Here is an 18,338-nt window from a genome sequence, read left to right on the forward strand (position 1 = left end):
TCAATGATCTTGCAAGACATCTGTCTCATTCCCGCATAGAAAGCGGTGAATAATCCTACTGGCCCTCCCCCGATAATTGTGATGTCATACATTTTATTACCTTGGTCCATATGTTCTTATCCTCCGATTTAATCAATCTCAACTATTAGTCGATTATTCGCTCTTCAAGGCTACGTCAACAAGTTGATGAAAATATTCCTCCGCATTTTCAGTTGGAGAAAAGATTCCGTTTGCAAATGCTTTGGAGCCCAAGCCTTTCTGTAGCTCTTCCACTAGTTCAAAGTCTTCCAGCCTTACTTGATCCACAAATTTGAAATATTCTTCTTTCTCTGCTGTAGCCGTTTCATCAATTGAATAATCCCGGTAGATTCCAAGTGAAGTGCCTTCATCCAAAGGAACAACTTGAATCGTGTTAACATTGCCATCTCCCGGATAGACATTGATCATCATATTCGGCCAGATCCAGTAAAAGCGAGCAAGCTCACTTTCGTCAGCACCTTTACTGGCTGCCATATATTGATGAGTAAATTTATCGTGTGCCGTTGTACAGAAATTCGATAAGTCGTAGGACTTAGCAAATCCCGGGTGAGCGATGGCACAGTGATCGCACTCAAGATAATTGTCAACAACGGCCTTCCAGTTTGCCTTTACAACACGGCGTGTTTCTCTAATCAGCTTCACTGAATCAAAGAAGGAGAACTTCGCCATCTCTCCTAAAAACTCTTGATAAGCTTCTGACATCGATGGTGCTTGCTCATCCAAATTAACGAAAACTAAGGAATGATGTACCTCCAAACGAACTGACTTCATACAGCTGTGTGCTCCCAGCTCAGTTGTTTTAAAGTTAGGTGCTCGGTTGACACTCCCATCTAATTTAAATGTCCAGCCGTGATACTTACATTGCAATATTTTTTTGTTGCCCTGATCCTTCTGCTCCACTTTCATTCCACGGTGTGGACAAATATTATAAAAAGCACGCAATTCACCATCTTTATCATGTGTTACAATGATTGGCTCTCCCGCCACATCCATCGTCAGAAAGTCACCCGGCTTTGCCAGCTGGCTCGCATGACCAATGAAAATCCAATTCTTAGAAAATATCTTTTCTCTTTCTTCTTTGAACACCGCTGGATCCACATAACGTGAATAAGGTTGTGTAGAATTAAACTCTAATTTTTCTGTTGCTGTCATAATAAAGGCCCCTCTCATCATTTATAATCAATTAAAATGTTTATTTCTCTTGCGGACTACATACGATCCATATAAACTGTCTTTACTTCGGTATAAAATTCAATCGCACTTTTCCCTTGCTCACGGCTTCCGGTGCTTGAGTTTTTGTTGCCGCCAAACGGCAATTGCGGTTCGGTTCCGGCCGTTTCAGAATTCACGTGTACCAGCCCCACCTCGGCGTCTTCAACAAAGCGCTGTGCTAGTGTTAAATTATTTGTACAGATTGCCGCACTCAAGCCATATTCAGTATCATTGGCCATTTCTACTGCTTCTTCGTAATTTTTCACTTTAAACAAAGCGATGACCGGTCCAAAAATCTCTTCACGGGCAATGCGGGCATCTTGCGGAACGTTTTCAAATACGGTCGGCTGAACATAGAAGCCGTTCTGTAACTCCTCTTCAGCCGGGATTTCTCCCCCACATAAAAGTGAAGCTTCTGCTTTCCCCGCTTCAATCATTTCCATGACTCCATCGCGCTGTGCTTTTGACACAGCAGGCCCGATATAATTTGTTTCATCGAGAGGATCGCCGATTTTTAACTGTTTTGTTCGCTCGATAAGACGATCACGGAACGCTTCATAAATTCCTTCTTCCACAATGACCCGGCTCGTTGCTGTACACTTTTGTCCTGTCGATTTAAAAGCACCGCCCACAGCAATTTCGACCGCTCTCTCTAGATCAGCATCTTCTAAAACAATAAGCGGGTTTTTTCCGCCCATTTCCATCTGTACTTTCTTTCCGCTTTCAATAGCTTGCCTTTGAATTTCCCGGCCCACCTGATTAGACCCAGTGAAAGAAATAGCTTTTATAGCCGGATGCTTCACTAGTTCATTACCGATCACAGAACCTCTGCCAAACACACAGTTTACAACGCCCGCTGGAAGGCCAGCTTCATCGAATGCTTTCATCACGTGGTAGACTGATTTTGGTGTCAAATCAGCTGGTTTAATAACTACTGTGTTTCCGTAAATGAGAGCCGGTGCCATTTTCCACACAGGAATAGCAATTGGAAAGTTCCATGGTGTAATCAGCCCAACTGGCCCGAGCGGTGTGCGTGATGTGTATAAAAAGGTCTCTGCATTGGCTGAAGGAATGACCTGCCCTAGCGGCTGCTTTGCTTCTGCCGCGAAGTACTCAAGAATGCTGACTGCACGATTAGCCTCGCCCATTCCTTCCGTATATGTTTTTCCTTCTTCTTTTATAAGGTCCCGCCCTACTTCCTGTATATTGGCTTTTAAAATAGCGGCCGCTTTTTGCAAATAAGAAGCGCGTTGTTGAAACGAAAGCTTTTTCCAGGCAGGAAACGCCTCTTTTGCAGCAACTGCTGCCTCATGTAAATCCGATGCTGCACTGGAAGGAAACTCCCCAAGCTTCTCTCCGTTATGCGGACTAAGATCTTCTCTATATTCTCCTGTAGATGGTTCTTTCCATTGACCATTAATGTAGTTTAAATAACGCATGTGTTCTCCTCCCATAATCTATTTTTCTGCTGCTAAATTATCATTCTTTTGAAAGGGACTCCTTTTATCATGAGGCTGAAGAGTCCCCTCACACCTGCTTTTTATGGAGCTAATTTATCAGGCTGTTCGGCTGTCGTTGTTAAGGCAGGTGCTTCCGCCTTTTTTCTCGTAAATTTGAAATAGTAGAAGAGATAACAAACAGCAACAAAGCCGAAGCCCCAATATAACGAAGTGCGCTGTGTCGGATCATAAGCAGTGAACACAAAAATACCTGTACACATGATCAGACAAAGAATCGGTACGAACGGGAAGAAAGGAACTTTAAACTTTAAATCCTCAACCCTTCCACCTTCTCTAATGTATTGCTTGCGGAATCGATACTGGGCAAAAGCGATGGCCATCCAAGTAAGTACTCCTCCAACCCCGCTGATGGCAAGCAGCACCACAAACAATGTTTCTTCTGCTACTACACTAGTAAGCAAAGACAACAAGGCAAAAACAAGAGTGACAAGCAAAGCGTTCATCGGAACACCGCGGCGATTAACCTTTCCAAATGCAGCCGGTGCCATTCCGGTTTGAGAAAGTGAGAAAAGGATTCTCGTACAAGCAAACAATCCTGTGTTTCCTACTGAAAGAACTGCTGTTAAGATAACAAAGTTCATAATGTCAGCCGCATAAGGAATGCCTGTCATTTCGAATACAGTAACGAAGGGACTTTCCAATACACCTGCTTCTTTCCATGGAACAATGGCGGAAAGAACAAAAGTAGCAAGAACGTAGAAAAGCAATATGCGGATAACGATGCTCCGTATCGCCCGCGGAATGTTTTTCTCCGGTTCTTCTGTTTCCCCGGCTGCCACCCCCATGATTTCTGATCCTTGGAAGGCATACACAACTGTCATCATCGAAATAAATATGCCGGTAAATCCGGTAGGGAATAATCCGTCACCGACAAAGTTAGTCAGGAATGGCGCAGGATTTCCTTCCATCGGGATGATCCCAAACATGGCAGCCCCGCCAATAACAATGAATAAAATAACGGTAAGCACTTTAATTCCTGAGAACCAATATTCTGTTTCTGCAAAGCTTCTCGTTGTCAAAGCGTTGATACCAAATAAGAGTAAGGCAAAAACTGTACACCATACCCACACGGGCGTATCAGGGAACCATCTGGACATGAGCAAACCTGCCGCTATAAACTCCAGACCGACGTAAAGGGCCCAACTCATCCAATACGTCCAGCCGATAACAAATCCGGTAGCCGGTCCGATAAACCGAGCAGCATGGGCTTGAAAAGAACCTGATACCGGCATGATGACTGATAATTCGCCGAGACAGACCATTACTAGGTACATTAATAAACCACCGACTAAATAAGCTACGATGGCCCCTGCAGGGCCTGCTTCACCGATGGCATAACCCGATCCTAGAAAAAGACCAGTGCCAATGACCCCACCTAAGGAAAGCATAAATAAATGCCGGCTCTTCATCGAACGCTGTAATTCTTTTGGTTGGTTCCCTTGTTCTGTGTGCATTATATTCCCCCCGTTTCTAACCGTTAGCGTGCTCCCACACTCTGGAAAATGAATCATTATTTTCAATATTTACATTATTCGGAAATTAATCTTCACTTCTGGGCAGCTACTGTTTCGCTCGGCTCTTCATACTCTAATAAATCGCTAATCGTTGGTTTAAAAATTTCATAAGCCACTTCTCTTTGATATCTGTTTTGATTTTTTGCTTCCGTAAACAAGCGATTCGTATTTTTGCGGCACAGCTTTTCAATATCATCAATGACAGCTTGCGGATTTGGGTCAACGAGGCCAAAAATAACTGCATCGTAAAATCGGATTGCTCCCAGGTTGGCGACGAAGTCATTTACGATATCAATCCCTCTTTGCTTGACGATTTCGTCTCCCTCGGCAGAAATCGGAATGTTTGCCGCTTCGACAATCAGGCTTGCTTTTACATTTTCAGCATTAGATGCGTTGATAACATCTTCCAGAGCGGAAGGAATCAATATATCACAATCTACATTTAGCCATTCTGTATTCGGTCTTACAGCGTAGTTTGGCTCGAAATAAGCTTGATCCATTTCACCGTAAATGTTTTTATGGTCAATCAGCTTCTGGATATCCAATCCCTCTTCACATGTTACTAGCAAATTTGCATCGGAAATTCCAACGACTTTATAGCCTAGCTGAGACATTTTCAACGCACAGCTTGCTCCTACACAGCCAAATCCCTGGATGACAACTTTTGCATCTTCTTTTCCATTTTTAAACTTCCAAGCTTCATCTGCGGAAAATGCCACACCATACCCCGTTACTACATCATTTAGAAGCAACCCCTCAATTCTTGTTCCTAATAGTTCATCAAAGTCCTTTATTCCTTGCAGAACATCTGGATTTCTCTTCATTGATTTTGTAAGAGGAATATCAATGCCGAATTCATTGAATACTTTAAGCACGTCTTCATATTTAGTGCCTAAATCACTTCCCAAAGATACACCGATATCAATATAAGGCATCATCGCAATCAAGAATCTTCTTAATACTGCATAGGCATCCGGTGCTTTGTAATCATAAGCAATGCCGGCTTTACAACCGCCCGTTGTTCCACATTCACAGGCTACATATTTATAAGCCATCGCTTCAGCTAATCTTTCAACCTCTTCTTTTGTTACCGTTGGATGCATTCTCGTACCGCCGCCGGTATAGCCTTTTACAAAATTATGGACAACAAGCCATCCTTTTGCATCTGTTTCTGTATCATTCCACTCTACAACTAAATATGGTTTTGTCATTATGAAACCCCCTAAATGTCTTTTTAAAAAGTGATAATCGTTTGAAAGGCAACGTTCCTGTTTGGATTAATTACTAGATACGAGTTTCTCTTGTACTTTTGTCTTGTCCTGGCTTACAGAAATAATTTCAGGGTTAGTAACTACTTCTATTACAGCAGGCATTCCAGAAGCCATGGCTCGCTGCAATGCTGGTACGAATTCAGTGTTCTTTTCCACTTTTTCTCCATGGGCTCCAAATAAACGGGCCATTTCAGCGAAATCCGGATTTGTTAAATCCGTCCCAATCATTCGATCCGGGAAATGGAGTTCCTGATGAGCGCGAATCGTTCCGTAAATGTTATTGTTCACGACAATCGCTATCACAGGAATTTTATATCGCACAGCCGTTTCAATCTCTTGCATCGTCATCATAAAACCGCCGTCTCCCGAGAAGGATACAACAGGCCTGTCAGGATGGGCCAATTTCGCCCCAATGGCTGCAGGCAGTCCGTATCCCATTGCTCCGGATGTTGGTCCGACATACGTATTTTCCTTTTCAAACCGGTAGTAACGGGAAAGCCAGCCAAAGAAGTTTCCAGCATCATTTGTAATAATTGTATCCTTTGGAAGCTGGGCAACAATATCATGCATAAATCCATCCATATCTGTAAACTTCTCTGTATAATCTGCTTTTGTTTCCGAAAAGTCCATATAGGCCACATGCAATTGTTCAACTCTTTCTTTATCTGTACGGATCGTTTTTGATTCAGCAGCCTCTAATGCTATCTCCAGGAAGCTTTTTGCATCTGCTTCGATGGCTATAGAAGGAAGATACACCTTTCCAAAGATATCCGGACAAATATCGATATGAATCAATTTTGTCTGTTCTGACAGCAATGTATAATCCTGAGTGCCTACCTGAGAAAAGCGTGTTCCTAAAGCGATGACCACATCCGCATCCCGTATTTCATCAAGCAAGCTGCTTGGTGTTCCGAATCCGAGCCATCCTGCATAGCAGGCATTCGTATTAGGAAAGGCATCAAATCGGCGGAAAGCCGTTACTACAGGAAGATTCATTTTTTCAGCAAACTGTACGAGCAGCGACTGTGCTTTGGCATGGATAACACCGCCTCCTGCCATTAAAATCGGTCGCTTTGCTTGGCTTATTTCTTCTACTACTCGTTCCACTTCATCTACATGTGCACGCGGTCGGCTGGAAAGGTAAGTTGAATATTCAGCCATGATGGCTTCGTCTTCCAACATATCATGCGGCAGCGCCACTAAAACCGGCCCTGGTCGTCCTGAGCGTGCCATATGAAATGCCCGGTGCAGCAATTCAGGAATTCTTTCCACTCGGTCAATCTCTACTGTCCATTTGCATAGGTGACTGAAAAAACCGGCCAGATCCACCTCTTGAAAAGCTTCCTTTTCTTTAAAAGGCCGTTCTACCTGGCCAATAAGTGCCACTAATGGTGTAGAGTCTTGGGCAGCTGTATGAATGCCAATCGCCAAATTTGTAGCTCCTACTCCTCTTGTTGCCATACAAACGCCTATCGTGCCGGATGCTTTGGCATACCCTTCTGCCATGAAAGAGGCCCCTCCCTCGTGACGAGTGGAGATCAGCTCAATTTCAGGATGCTCATATAGTGCATCCATAACACCGAGATAACTTTCTCCCGGTACACAAAAAGCTTTCTTTACTCCTTCTTTCACCATGACATCTACAACTGCTTTGCCTCCACTAACTTTCATAGGTACTCCTCCTGTTTCTATCTCTAGTAAATGATAATGATTAAATTTTTAAAGGTAGTTGATCAGTTTGCTACATCAGTTACATCGTTATTTGTTTCTTTCTTAATGAAGGGCTTTCTTGTGATAGCGCTTACCCCAAGTGTAATCGCGACATTAATGAGCAGCACAGCCAATCCTACGTCAAGATCTTTAATTACTTGCGGGGATGTTGGAAATAGTGTAGCTAGCGTTGTGCCCGAGATTGTGGAATAGACGACAATCAAAATCCCAACAATCATTCCAGCAAAAGCTCCTTGTACAGTAACCGGGTTCTTTTTCCACAAACTGAAAAACAATGCCGGGAATAATTGTGCCATGAAGCTGTAAGCCATTAAATACAATGTAAAAATTGAGTTTCCGCCATTAAAGGTAAAGTAAAGAGTCACCAATGCAATGATCGGCACCAATATTCGACTTAACCTTGCCAGCTGGACATCCGATGTATCCGGCTTCCATACTTTATAAATATTTTTAGAAAGAATAGTAGCTGTTGCTGTTAGTACTAACGAGCTTGGAATTAGCGCTGCCATTGCTCCCGAAGCTCCAATGACACCGACAAACCAGGGATCAAACGACATCTTTGCCATTTTAAATAAAGCCAAGTCTGCTTCGGCCCCCTGCAGATTTGGAGCTTGCAGAATGGCTGAAAAACCGATAAGTAGTGAAAAAATGATGATTACCTGATAAATTGGCATGATTCCGGCATTCCAGCGAAGTGATTTTGGACTTTTGGCAGAAAACACTCCCGCCAGCATATGAGGAAACATATAGAATGCCAGCGCCGTCATGATCGTGGCAGAAATAAACCACGAAACGCTCAACCCTTCCTCTGGAAAGACTAGAAACCCATCTTTAGCTGTATCGATCGCTTCAAACATTGGCTGCAAGCCTCCGTAATAATGAAGCGGAAAGTACACTCCCATAAAGACCACAACTGCCAAAATCATAATATCCTTGATAACGGCCGTCCAGGCTACACCATGCATACCTGAAGCGGTGACATAAATCGTGATCGCAATCACGCCTACCATGATGGCCATATTCGGGGAGATAGAGCCATAAGAAGTTTCCGATACAATAATCCCTAATCCTTTTAGTTGCATAATTAAATAAGGAATGATAGAAATTACACTAATGATGGCTACAAGAACACCTAATGCCGGACTGGTGTACTTTTTGTCGTAAAAATCAGATTGGGATATCACATTATTTTCCTTAGCATATTTCCAGATTGGCGGCAGCAACCAGTAAGCGATTACAAAGTAAAAACAATTGAAAGCATATAAAGCGGGTGGAATACCTGACCTATAAGCACCGCCGCTCGCTCCTAAAAATGTATAGGTTGTAAACATTTCGCCTGCTATTAAGAAAAAAACGATAATGCCTCCAAAGCCGCGTCCGCCGACAGCCCACTGCTCTAGGCTCATATTCTTTCCCTTACGCGCTCGAAGCCCCAGCCAGATACATAAAATGAGAAAGAAAAGAATAACCAAAAGGGCTGTATTCATATTTATTCTTCCTCCTTATTGGCAGGATCCAGTTTGTTCGTAATAATTAAGAACAACGATGTCAGGCAGACCCAGCAAATGGCCCAAAAAAGTACAAACGGCATTCCAAGTACGTAGGGTTCTACCCGATTAATTACAACAAGCGAACCAAGTGCCGGTATCGTACTTGTTAAATAAACCAGCTTTTTCATCTGCTCACCGTCCTTATTGTCCATAAAATTATTTACTTAGCCGCTGCGAAGAAACTATTTTCGTCCGTTATATTGATATCTCCTTATTTAGTAAATCATTAACGGCCCAGTCGGGCCTTTCTCCTCTAAGTACTTGATCTACTTGCATTGCCGCATGAACGGCCATCCGTACAGAGGCTTCTTTCGTCAGTGCCGCGCTATGCGGGCTCACAATTACATTTTCCAGCTGAAAAAGCGGATTGTCTCTATCAGGCGGTTCTATTTCAAATACGTCTATTCCTGCTCCGGCAATCTTACCAGTTGTTAAAGCCTCGATTAAGTCCTTCTCCCTTACGATGCCTCCTCTGGAAGCGTTAACAAAATAAGCAGACGGCTTCATCCAGGAAAACTCCCGGCTTCCTATCGTTTCTTTTGTTGTTTCACTTAATGGCAGGTGTAAGCTAATCACATCAGCATTTCGAAATACCCATTCCAAGTCTGTCACAATGTCCAAATCCGAACTCGTACTTGCAGCTAAATAAGGATCATAACCGATAACCTTCATGCCAAAACCTTTGGCTGCCTTTTGTGCCAATAGTTTTCCTATTCTTCCCAAGCCAATAATCCCTAATGTCTTCCCCTCAAGATCCATGCTGGACAGCAGATGACGAACTCCATAGTTGCCAGTTCTTAATTCTTTATCGGCTGATAACAATTGTTTGGACAGAGTTAGAATAAATGCCATCACATGCTCAGCAACTGTATTTGCATTTGCCTCTGGAGTATTCGTTACATAAATCCCTCTCTCTGTAGCTGTCTTTACGTCAATATTGTCCAAGCCTACTCCATACTTAGCAATCACTTTCAACTTCTTCCCTGACTGAATGACCTCTTTGTTAATGATAGCGATTGATCTTGTTAACAAGGCATCACAATCTTTAATTTCTTCTTCAAGGGTTTGTTGTGACAAATTAGAACCTATTCTAAGCTTGTATCCCCTTTCGAGTAAATAATTTTTTCCCGCTTCTTCAATATCTTGAGGAATATACACTAGATAGCTCACATTTTCCCCTCTTTCATGTTGAGATGATGATTCATTTTTTTATTAACATCTTGTTCACCCTTTTATATATGTATTTGCAAAAATTGTGCCAATTTTCAAAAATCCATTTTTTTTGATAGAAAGCCGTTTTGTATGATTGATGCCTCATATAACTTTTTAACAAAATGTTTCACTGCGAATCATTTCGTTTCAAAATGTTTCATTTCGTTTCAATGTTCCACTGTTTTATCTTTCTCCACAAAGTTGTACGGCTCATTCCCAATTCGTCTGCCGCTTTCCCTTTGTTATAATGACAATTTTTCAATACCTGCATAATTTGTTCACGCTCAGACACCGAGGATGCCCTCGCAACATTTCTCTTTGATTCCTGGAATGGACGTTCTCTTTCCTCATTTGTATCCGGCAGGTATTTTTCAATGTCGTATATATCAATGATTCTTCCTTTGCAAAGAACCATTAACCTCTCACAAAAGTTTTGCAATTGGCGCACGTTTCCTTCCCAGCTTGCTTCGCTTAACCTTTGACAAGCTGCCTCAGTGATCATAGGATGTGTATGACCTGGAAAGGATTTGCCGATAAAAGCATTGACTAGCACCGGAATATCTTCCCTGCGCTCTCGAAGAGGCGGAAGGTTAAGATCCAATACACTTAAGCGATAATAGAGGTCTTCGCGAAAGTCACTAGCTTTGACCATATGAATAAGATTTTTATTCGTAGCTGCAATGATCCTCACATCGACCGGAATAATTTTGTCGTCTCCGATACGCATAATCTCCCTTTCCTGAAGCACGCGGAGCAGCCGGCTTTGAAGCTTTGGGGAAATTTCTCCAATCTCATCCAAAAAGATCGTTCCCCGATGGGCCAGTTCAAAAAAACCTTGCTTTCCGCCTTTCATTGCTCCTGTAAAAGCACCCTCTGCATAACCAAACAGCTCACTTTCCAGCAAATCTTCAGGGAGAGCTGCACAGTTAATCGCTACAAACGGATTGCCCTTCCGCCTGCTGTGATTATGGATACTTTGAGCAAATATTTCTTTTCCTGTACCTGTTTCCCCGATGATTAAAATATTGGAGTCCACTTCACTGTAACGCTTCGCCGTCTCAATTGTTTTTTCAATTTCCGTGCTGCAAAACAGAATATCTGCAAATGTGTACTTTGCTACGTGTCCACGGGAATAAATTTTTTTACGGATTTTCCCTTCCATTTCCTGAATGCCGGTCACGTCTTGAAAAGCAACCATATTACCGACTTTCTTTCCTTTTAGAAAGTTTCCAACTTTTTTTACCGACAATTGTACAGACTGATAAGAAACAATCTCCTCATGATAATCGCCTTCATTGAGCAGCAAATCCCTGAACTTTCCTTTCTGCAAAACCTCGTAGATAGACTGTCCAATTAAATTTTTCTCGGAGATGGCCAGAATTTCACGGGCTGCCGTGTTGAAAACAGAAATTTCTCCTTTTAAATCGATGGCTACTACCCCTTCATATGCATGGTTAAGAATGGTCTGGTAGCGTTCAGCTTTTTCCTGCTCCCTCAAACTGACGAGTGCCAGCCTCTTTGCCTCAATTAAAGCCTGCCGGAAGGACTCCTTTCCTGTCTCTACAATAGCGGCCCCCAAACCAATGGCTTCTGCATATTCAGTAGTGCTCAATCCGCTCACTACGATCTCACAGCCTTCATTGACAGCTAAGTCTACTAAACTCGCTGATTTTTCTATGTCTTCCAAAATATAAGACTGAATCGGCAAGTCAACGATATCCGCCAGATTTTCCACTCCGTAAATCATATTAAGAGCACCGATCACAGCCACTTTCTTTCTCCCGAAGCGTGCCTTGCAGTCGGACAAACAGCGAATCAAGTCGATCCCTTGCACTGGAATGTCCACAATTGGCATAAATTCATTATGTTCTTTTAAAAGCTTTGTCATTAATCCCCTTGATATGATAACATCAGCATCCAATTCTAATTCTGCAATCTTGTGGGCAGCCACTACTACCTCTTCCAGCTCAATTTCTGCCATTTTCCCATGTTGATTTTCTCTTTCCTCCAGCTGGTTAAATTCCTCAAATCGCTCAAATGCCTCTTTAATGTAGCCTTTACGCGGAACAACCAGTTTTATTTTAATCAAAATACTCCCCCCTAAAAAAGCTTCGCGCAGGCACACTACAAGGCCTGCGCGAAACTGTTTATTTTTGTAACAGCAAAACAAGCAGTCCCTATCGCTTTGCTGCCTGTTTAGCAAGCGGAAATGTAATACAAAAACCACTGGCTAGTAAAACAGCTAGCATTTCAAATGCCAGCACGTAATTCTCTGTTTTCATAAGCAACACGGCAATTATCGGCCCGATCGTTGATCCGATAAATAAAAAGAAAGAATATAATGACATGGCCGCTGCCTTTTCTCTGCCTCCATGTTGGCCGAGCAGCGAAATCAGTGCAGGAACGGTAACGGAAATTCCTGCTGTAAAGACAATGCTCATTATTATCATCAGGAAGAGATTTCCTGAAATCCCCATACAAAAAAGGCCTAGCGCTGCTGAAATGAGACCGCTCCGCATCAATGGAAACGTTCCGAATCGCGAAGCAAGTCTGCCACCAAACGGCGCGAGCATCATGCCGATGACTCCAGCTGACCTAACGAGTAAAATCTGTGTAGCCTCCAGCGCATAAGCTTCGCGCAAATAGTTCTCCAGTGTGGTATACATCCCTACAAAGCTTAATAACAACAGAATGGTAATAAAATAGCAAAGACGAAAGAAGTGTTGAGATAATACACTAGCAAAAGCCCCGCCAATAGATTTCTTTTTCCCAGATGGGAAAGCAGTGCCTTCTGGAACAACCGTATAAAATGCCAGCGCCATTACGACATACACTAATCCAAATATATAAAACACGTAATTCCAGCTAAACAGGTCATTGATCACGCTACTGTATATTTGCCCGATAATTCCTGCCATTAAAAATCCAGCACTGATAAAACCAATAGCCGTTACCCTTTTTTTAGAAGGATACAGCTCTGTAATGAAAGTTAACGCAGTTGGTGCAAACGAAGCAGCCATAAACCCTTGAATGCCTCGAAATAAAAGAATACTTTCATAGTTATTTAGCAGGCCTATCACTGGTGAAATAATCACCAGTGCAAATAAGCCAAACAAAATCACTCGTTTTCGCCCGTACCGATCAGAAAAAGGCGCGAAGAAAACTGTCCCAAGTGCATAGCATAACGAACACACACTCGTCGCTAATGCGGCTCTTTCTGCCGTAAGATGAAATTCAGCCATAAACACCGGATTAAGTGGGATGGTTACAAAAAGAGCTGATACAATGAATAGCCCGCTGCAAAAAAAGACAAGCGTCATAAGCGAATAACTCTTTTTTGGCATTCCCTTATTTGTTTCCGCTGCCAACTGTTCCATTAAATTCTCCTTTACCTATTGTTAAATTATTTAAAATATTTTAATTTTAATTATAAGAGCCAATAGGTCTCTGTGTCTAATAGCAATTTTTCTTCTGTCTTACCTTTCCCTTATAAAAAAATGACCTGGCTAAACCACCCTTTACTAGCTGGCAGCAACCTGCACTCACTTACTCTGGTTCTCCTCATACAGAGCCTAAACCTCTTCAACGTCTTCATCGACAATGCCTAACTTCTCTTTCCCCCATTCAGTATCTTCCTAAGACATCTGCCTCTCTTTTGCGTTCACGTGAAAAAAATCATGCTTTTCCCACCAAATGGTACGGTATGAATACAGCTCATGAATTATGACAATATGTAACGATTTGATTGTCACTCTAGATTATCCATCATAAAATTATGCTCACCCTCTGTTCTTGACTCTCTTTTATTCCGAAGCAATCAAAAAAGCCAGTTAACCCCTTTTTAATAACTGGTGTTAACCGGCTTTGTTTATTAATGTCTTTATAAAGACACGTGACAATACCTCAATGAGCTATTGGAATGATTTGTACTTTGTCATTTCTCTTTACATGATCAATCCGATCGCCGCTGCGATACAGCCACCTATCACAGAAACAGCTACATAAACAGCGGCTGATTTAGTTCTCCCTGCTTCAGCCAGCGTAATCGTTTCATAACCAAATGTAGAGAAGGTTGTATACGCTCCACAAAAGCCGACACCTCCTAAAAACCACAGTTCATCACTAATACGGCTGGATGAATGAAGGCCAGCGAGCCAGCCAAGCAGGAAAGAACCAATAAGGTTTATCAGCAACGTGCCGATTGGAAATAATGATTTTTTATTGAGAATCCCACCTATAAAAAACCTAGCAGCCGCACCTAAAGCCCCACCCAACCCAATTAGCCAAATCATCTTTTTACACCTTCTTTTTCATTGGATAATGCCCATCTGCGCCCCACTCCAGCCAACAGTAAGCCAAGTAACAGGCTGGATAGAATATAAAACAATGCGATAAGAAAGCGCCCCTCCCCAAATAATTGCATCACTTCCACTGAAAATGTCGAAAAAGTAGTGAAGGAGCCGACAAAACCTGTTCCTATTAATAAAGTAATTTCAGGCTTTATTTTCTTGTTTTGACTGACATACGTTAGAAACCAACCAAGAAATAAACAGCCAATCAGATTAATCAATAAAGTACCCACCGGAAAACCATGCGCTGTATGAATCCATTCTCCCAATAAGTATCTGCATATAGCGCCTAAAAACCCGCCGATCATGACGAATAATACATTCATCAAAATCACCTTTCTTTCATTTAAGCTTCCTATCATTTTACACTGCCGTCTAGACAGATACCATGCGGTATACGTATGCATTTTTATAATCATGATCCATGGCTATTAGCTGCAAGTAAAAGTCCTTCACTCAAAAATATGATTGAAGGACGATTTGAAACCAGGCCGTATTTTTCATGAGATTTAGGATTCTATCATGAATGAAAAGCAGGTTATCTTGAATCACTAGTAGTTTATCTGAAAAGAATCTTCTTTATCATAAAAAATAAGCATGTAAATCATGGGCTAGATAGTGTTACCTACTTGTACATAAAAAAACCCCGCTTATAAAAGCAGGGCCCCATTATTATTCCATAGCTGGCATTGGCATTTCCTGAGCTTTATTCTTAACCTCTTCTGGAACTGTAATTGGTGCTACCTTATTGTAATCGCTATAAACAATATGCATCACTTGAGACGTTTTCATTGCATTTCCTTCTATATCCATAGACATATCCATGTCTACATCCATTTTGTTCGTCTGGAACGAGTCTTTATCAATATAAATAGTGTAATTTACCTTTTCAACTTTCATTGCCTTCATCATTTGCTCCATCATTGCCTTTGCTTCTTCACCGTTTGCCCCTTGCGTCATTTGAGACATTTGTGTTTCTATGAGTTTATTAAACTTTTCTCCTGCAGCATCTAGTTTTAATACGTACTCATCTTTCGTCTGCTCGAATTTAAAATCATCCTTAAACTGTTCGAGCTGCTTCAGCTGTTCTGCAGGCTCCACTTGCTGCTGAGACATATTCATCATTTGATCGTACATTTCTTTTGGCATCTTAATCCATTGCCCGCTCTCAGGCTCGTTTATGTAAAATCCTTCTTCTGTCATATATGACTCAATATTCATCGGCTTTGCTTGCTCGCCGCCTTCACCTGGAACTGCCATCGTACCCTTTTGATAAACTGCAAGCGGCTTCATCGTTATGTTCATATCCATATTCATCGCTGTATCCATGGATTGTTCTTCTTTTGGATAACTGATCTTTTGCTTCATATCCATCTTGGCGCTTACACTTTTTGTTTCATTAGAAACTTTAACCGCCTCATTAAACACTTCTCCTAACGTCTTCTCGCTCGTCTCTTCCTTTGGTGTTTCCGGCGTTGGCTTTGCCGTTTCTCCACAAGCAGCAAGACCAAGAGTCAATACTCCTGCTGCTATCCATCCTGTCCATTTCTTCATAGATGGTTCCTCCCTTATATATGTCTTCTACCTATTCTATACGAATTGCAGGTCGAAAAGTTTCGATAAATAGGTTTTTTTGTTATTTTTGGTAGTAAAATCCTAGGAAATACTATAGAAGGAGGAGTAATTCCCTACTATTTATCCTCTCCCTTTTCTTTAGAGGTCATGTTATTCTATGAAAATACTCTATAAAAGTGGTGAAAGCAATGTTCTACTTGATATTATTTATAGTCATTTCTATTTGTTTAATGACTTTTATTTTTCTCAAAAAAATTTTCATTAAGACCTCTACCCCAGCAATCGTTATGGCTCTTGGCATTATAATCCGCGGCGTGCTTTCTCACATGGCAGGTTCCCATTCTTTCCTTGTTCAGCTGCTAAGCGCAGTGATCATCGCTCTATGGCTCACATTTTCTTTTTCCATTATTCTATCGTTTATTTATAAGCGATTTATCCCTTTGCATATCGTCGACCCGTTGAACCGGTTCGGTATTGGTACCTGGATCGCTGGTACTTCCATCTGCGCCATTCTTATTTTTGAGCAATTCAGCTATTGGCAATGGGCTACATGGCTTCTTTTATATATTTCCATTTTCCTTTGGCCCTACTATCTATGGCAGGCCAGCCGGTCTTTTTACGAATTAAGAGGAAGCCAAAAAGTAAATATACACGGGATTTTACTGCTCACTACCGTTAGCACTCAATCTCTCGTCTTGTTGTTGAATGAAATCTACAGGGAGATTCCTTCATTGTTTAACTGGACGCTCCTTATTATTGGAATTGTTTTTTATGCTGTTGGCACCTTCTTGATCATCCGGCATCTTTTCACAGCTGGCTGGAATATGAAAGAGCACTGGGCTAATACTAATTGCATCTTACATGGCGCTTTATCTATTACCGGATTTGCCGGTATTTCCTCAGGTGCTATTAACGGAGGTTCGGCTGTCTTATGGTGGATATTCGTCAGTATCGTTTTTCTTTTCGTTGAATCCCTTGAAATTTGCAGGCTTGTTCAACGCTTAAGATATGATGGAGTCAAGAAGGGGATCTGGACATATCATGTCACCCAATGGAGCAGGTTGTTCACCTTTGGTATGTTTTATACGTTTACTTCTCTCGTGAAGCCGCAGACGAATTGGCTTGTCAATGCGAAAACTGCGATTCTTACAGCAGGTGCACCGCTAATCTTTGCATTATTTATTATTGAACTATTGCTTTATAGCTCCTTTCTTCTTCAAATTTTAAAACAGCCACAAGGCCAACGGTTGTAAGAAGCTGCCTCTAAAAAGGCAGCTTTTCTATAACCAATCTAATTTTTGTTCTCCTACTTTTGTATAACCGTAAATACATAACTAAAGACAAAAATAGATACTTACTGGTGGCTCTATTACTTGAGAATGGAATCAATCCTTTGCAAAAAACTCTTTCACTAAAGAAATAAACTGCAGGACTAAAGGGGGCAAATATCTATTTTTATCGAACGCCAAGTAGACGGTTCGTGACAAATCCGTGTCCTCCAACGGCTTAATATGAAAAAGAGTTTTCTCTGAATGTTTTACATAATTCTCTGGAAGAACCGTCATCCCCAATCCTTCTTCAACGAGCCGACAAGCTGTTTCAAAACGCTCAATTTCAAATTGTATATTCGGCCGAATTCCGGCTTTTTGAAAAGCATGCAAAACATCCGTCCTTGTCTGAAATCCTTCTTTGCACACAATGAAAGGTTGTTTGTCCAAGTTCTCGACAGCAAGAGAAGACTGATGCCGCAAAGGGTGTTTTTCCGGCAGCAATGCAACCAGCTTTTCTTCATATATAGGCACCATTTCAATCTCGTCATTATTAATGTACTGATTCGTTATCGCTAAATGAATATCAAAGTTATTTAAAGCTTTTTCGACATCCGTTAGGCTTAACGTGTCCATTAATTTAATGCGTACATCTTTCTGCTCCGCTTTAAAACGTGATAGCACTTTAGGTACCCAATACTTAGTTGACTCGATCACCCCAATAGATAATTCAAGAGGGCCATGCTCTTTCAGCCTTTCCATTTCACCAGTCACATGTTCAAAATGATTAACGAGTTTTTTCGCTTCCTGATACAGCACTCTCCCCTCTTTCGTCAGCTGTACCTCTCTGCTGCTGCGATCCAATAAAACTAAACCCAGCTCGTTTTCCAATTTTTTTATGGCGGCACTTAACGAGGGCTGAGAGATATGCAAAGCGGAGGCTGCATGAGTAAACGTGTTTTTTTCAGCAACTGCAATAAAATATTGAAGATGGCGAATTTCCATTTCTATCCTCCTATAGACAAAAACTATAGAAACATACATTTTCTATATTAGTAATTATATATAGGCCTGCTTTATAATAAAAAAGTAAATAA

General features: G+C 41.6%; 15 protein-coding genes and 1 pseudogene. 1 reads left to right on the plus strand and 15 read right to left on the minus strand.

What is annotated here, in order from left to right:
• The 14 genes and pseudogenes from ACH0BF_RS19755 to ACH0BF_RS19820 all read right to left on the minus strand — a co-directional run.
• Positions 1-110: pseudogene (locus tag ACH0BF_RS19755) on the minus strand (ferredoxin--NADP(+) reductase); the annotation flags it as partial.
• Between the two features lie 43 nt (positions 111-153).
• A complete protein-coding gene (locus ACH0BF_RS19760) occupies positions 154-1,191 on the minus strand; it encodes an aromatic ring-hydroxylating oxygenase subunit alpha (RefSeq protein ID WP_406910118.1) in 1,038 nt (345 codons plus the stop codon).
• 56 nt (positions 1,192-1,247) lie between these two features.
• Positions 1,248-2,690 (minus strand): aldehyde dehydrogenase family protein, encoded by a 1,443-nt coding sequence (locus ACH0BF_RS19765; RefSeq protein WP_406910119.1) that lies wholly within the window; start codon positions 2,688-2,690, stop codon positions 1,248-1,250.
• Between the two features lie 101 nt (positions 2,691-2,791).
• Entirely contained in the window at positions 2,792-4,225 is a 1,434-nt protein-coding gene (locus tag ACH0BF_RS19770; protein WP_120034381.1) for an amino acid permease, read from the minus strand.
• A gap of 92 nt (positions 4,226-4,317) precedes the next feature.
• Positions 4,318-5,496 (minus strand): Glu/Leu/Phe/Val family dehydrogenase, encoded by a 1,179-nt coding sequence (locus ACH0BF_RS19775; protein ID WP_406910120.1) that lies wholly within the window; start codon positions 5,494-5,496, stop codon positions 4,318-4,320.
• 66 nt (positions 5,497-5,562) lie between these two features.
• Positions 5,563-7,227, minus strand: coding sequence for a thiamine pyrophosphate-dependent enzyme (locus tag ACH0BF_RS19780; RefSeq protein ID WP_406910121.1), 1,665 nt, complete (start codon positions 7,225-7,227; stop codon positions 5,563-5,565).
• A 62-nt stretch (positions 7,228-7,289) separates the two neighbouring features.
• Positions 7,290-8,774: a sodium:solute symporter family protein gene (locus ACH0BF_RS19785; RefSeq protein WP_406910122.1), complete on the minus strand. Its 1,485-nt coding sequence runs from the start codon at positions 8,772-8,774 to the stop codon at positions 7,290-7,292.
• Between the two features lie 2 nt (positions 8,775-8,776).
• Entirely contained in the window at positions 8,777-8,965 is a 189-nt protein-coding gene (locus ACH0BF_RS19790) for a DUF3311 domain-containing protein (RefSeq protein WP_120037899.1), read from the minus strand.
• 67 nt (positions 8,966-9,032) lie between these two features.
• Positions 9,033-10,007 (minus strand): hydroxyacid dehydrogenase, encoded by a 975-nt coding sequence (locus tag ACH0BF_RS19795; protein WP_120034387.1) that lies wholly within the window; start codon positions 10,005-10,007, stop codon positions 9,033-9,035.
• 199 nt (positions 10,008-10,206) lie between these two features.
• Positions 10,207-12,138, minus strand: a complete 1,932-nt coding sequence (locus tag ACH0BF_RS19800) for a sigma 54-interacting transcriptional regulator (RefSeq protein ID WP_406910123.1) — start codon at positions 12,136-12,138, stop codon at positions 10,207-10,209.
• Between the two features lie 88 nt (positions 12,139-12,226).
• Entirely contained in the window at positions 12,227-13,426 is a 1,200-nt protein-coding gene (locus tag ACH0BF_RS19805; RefSeq protein WP_406910124.1) for an MFS transporter, read from the minus strand.
• Between the two features lie 567 nt (positions 13,427-13,993).
• Positions 13,994-14,341 (minus strand): fluoride efflux transporter CrcB, encoded by a 348-nt coding sequence (crcB, locus tag ACH0BF_RS19810; protein ID WP_406910125.1) that lies wholly within the window; start codon positions 14,339-14,341, stop codon positions 13,994-13,996.
• Positions 14,338-14,724, minus strand: a complete 387-nt coding sequence (gene crcB, locus ACH0BF_RS19815; protein WP_120037901.1) for a fluoride efflux transporter CrcB — start codon at positions 14,722-14,724, stop codon at positions 14,338-14,340. The genes crcB (ACH0BF_RS19810) and crcB (ACH0BF_RS19815) overlap by 4 nt, the downstream gene beginning before the upstream one ends.
• A 346-nt stretch (positions 14,725-15,070) precedes the next feature.
• Complete coding sequence (locus ACH0BF_RS19820) at positions 15,071-15,952, minus strand: DUF6612 family protein (RefSeq protein WP_120034397.1); 882 nt, start codon at positions 15,950-15,952, stop codon at positions 15,071-15,073.
• 209 nt (positions 15,953-16,161) lie between these two features.
• Between ACH0BF_RS19820 and ACH0BF_RS19825 the strand changes: the two genes are divergently transcribed.
• The gene (locus tag ACH0BF_RS19825; RefSeq protein WP_406910126.1) at positions 16,162-17,226 is read left to right on the plus strand and encodes a TDT family transporter; all 1,065 of its coding nucleotides are present in this window, start codon (positions 16,162-16,164) and stop codon (positions 17,224-17,226) included.
• A 132-nt stretch (positions 17,227-17,358) separates the two neighbouring features.
• Here ACH0BF_RS19825 and ACH0BF_RS19830 read toward each other — a convergent pair whose 3' ends face one another.
• Positions 17,359-18,246, minus strand: coding sequence for a LysR family transcriptional regulator (locus ACH0BF_RS19830; protein ID WP_120034401.1), 888 nt, complete (start codon positions 18,244-18,246; stop codon positions 17,359-17,361).
• Positions 18,247-18,338 lie beyond the last annotated feature (92 nt).

Source organism: Pseudobacillus sp. 179-B 2D1 NHS (genome assembly GCF_045370945.1).
Lineage (GTDB): Bacteria > Bacillota > Bacilli > Bacillales > Domibacillaceae > Pseudobacillus.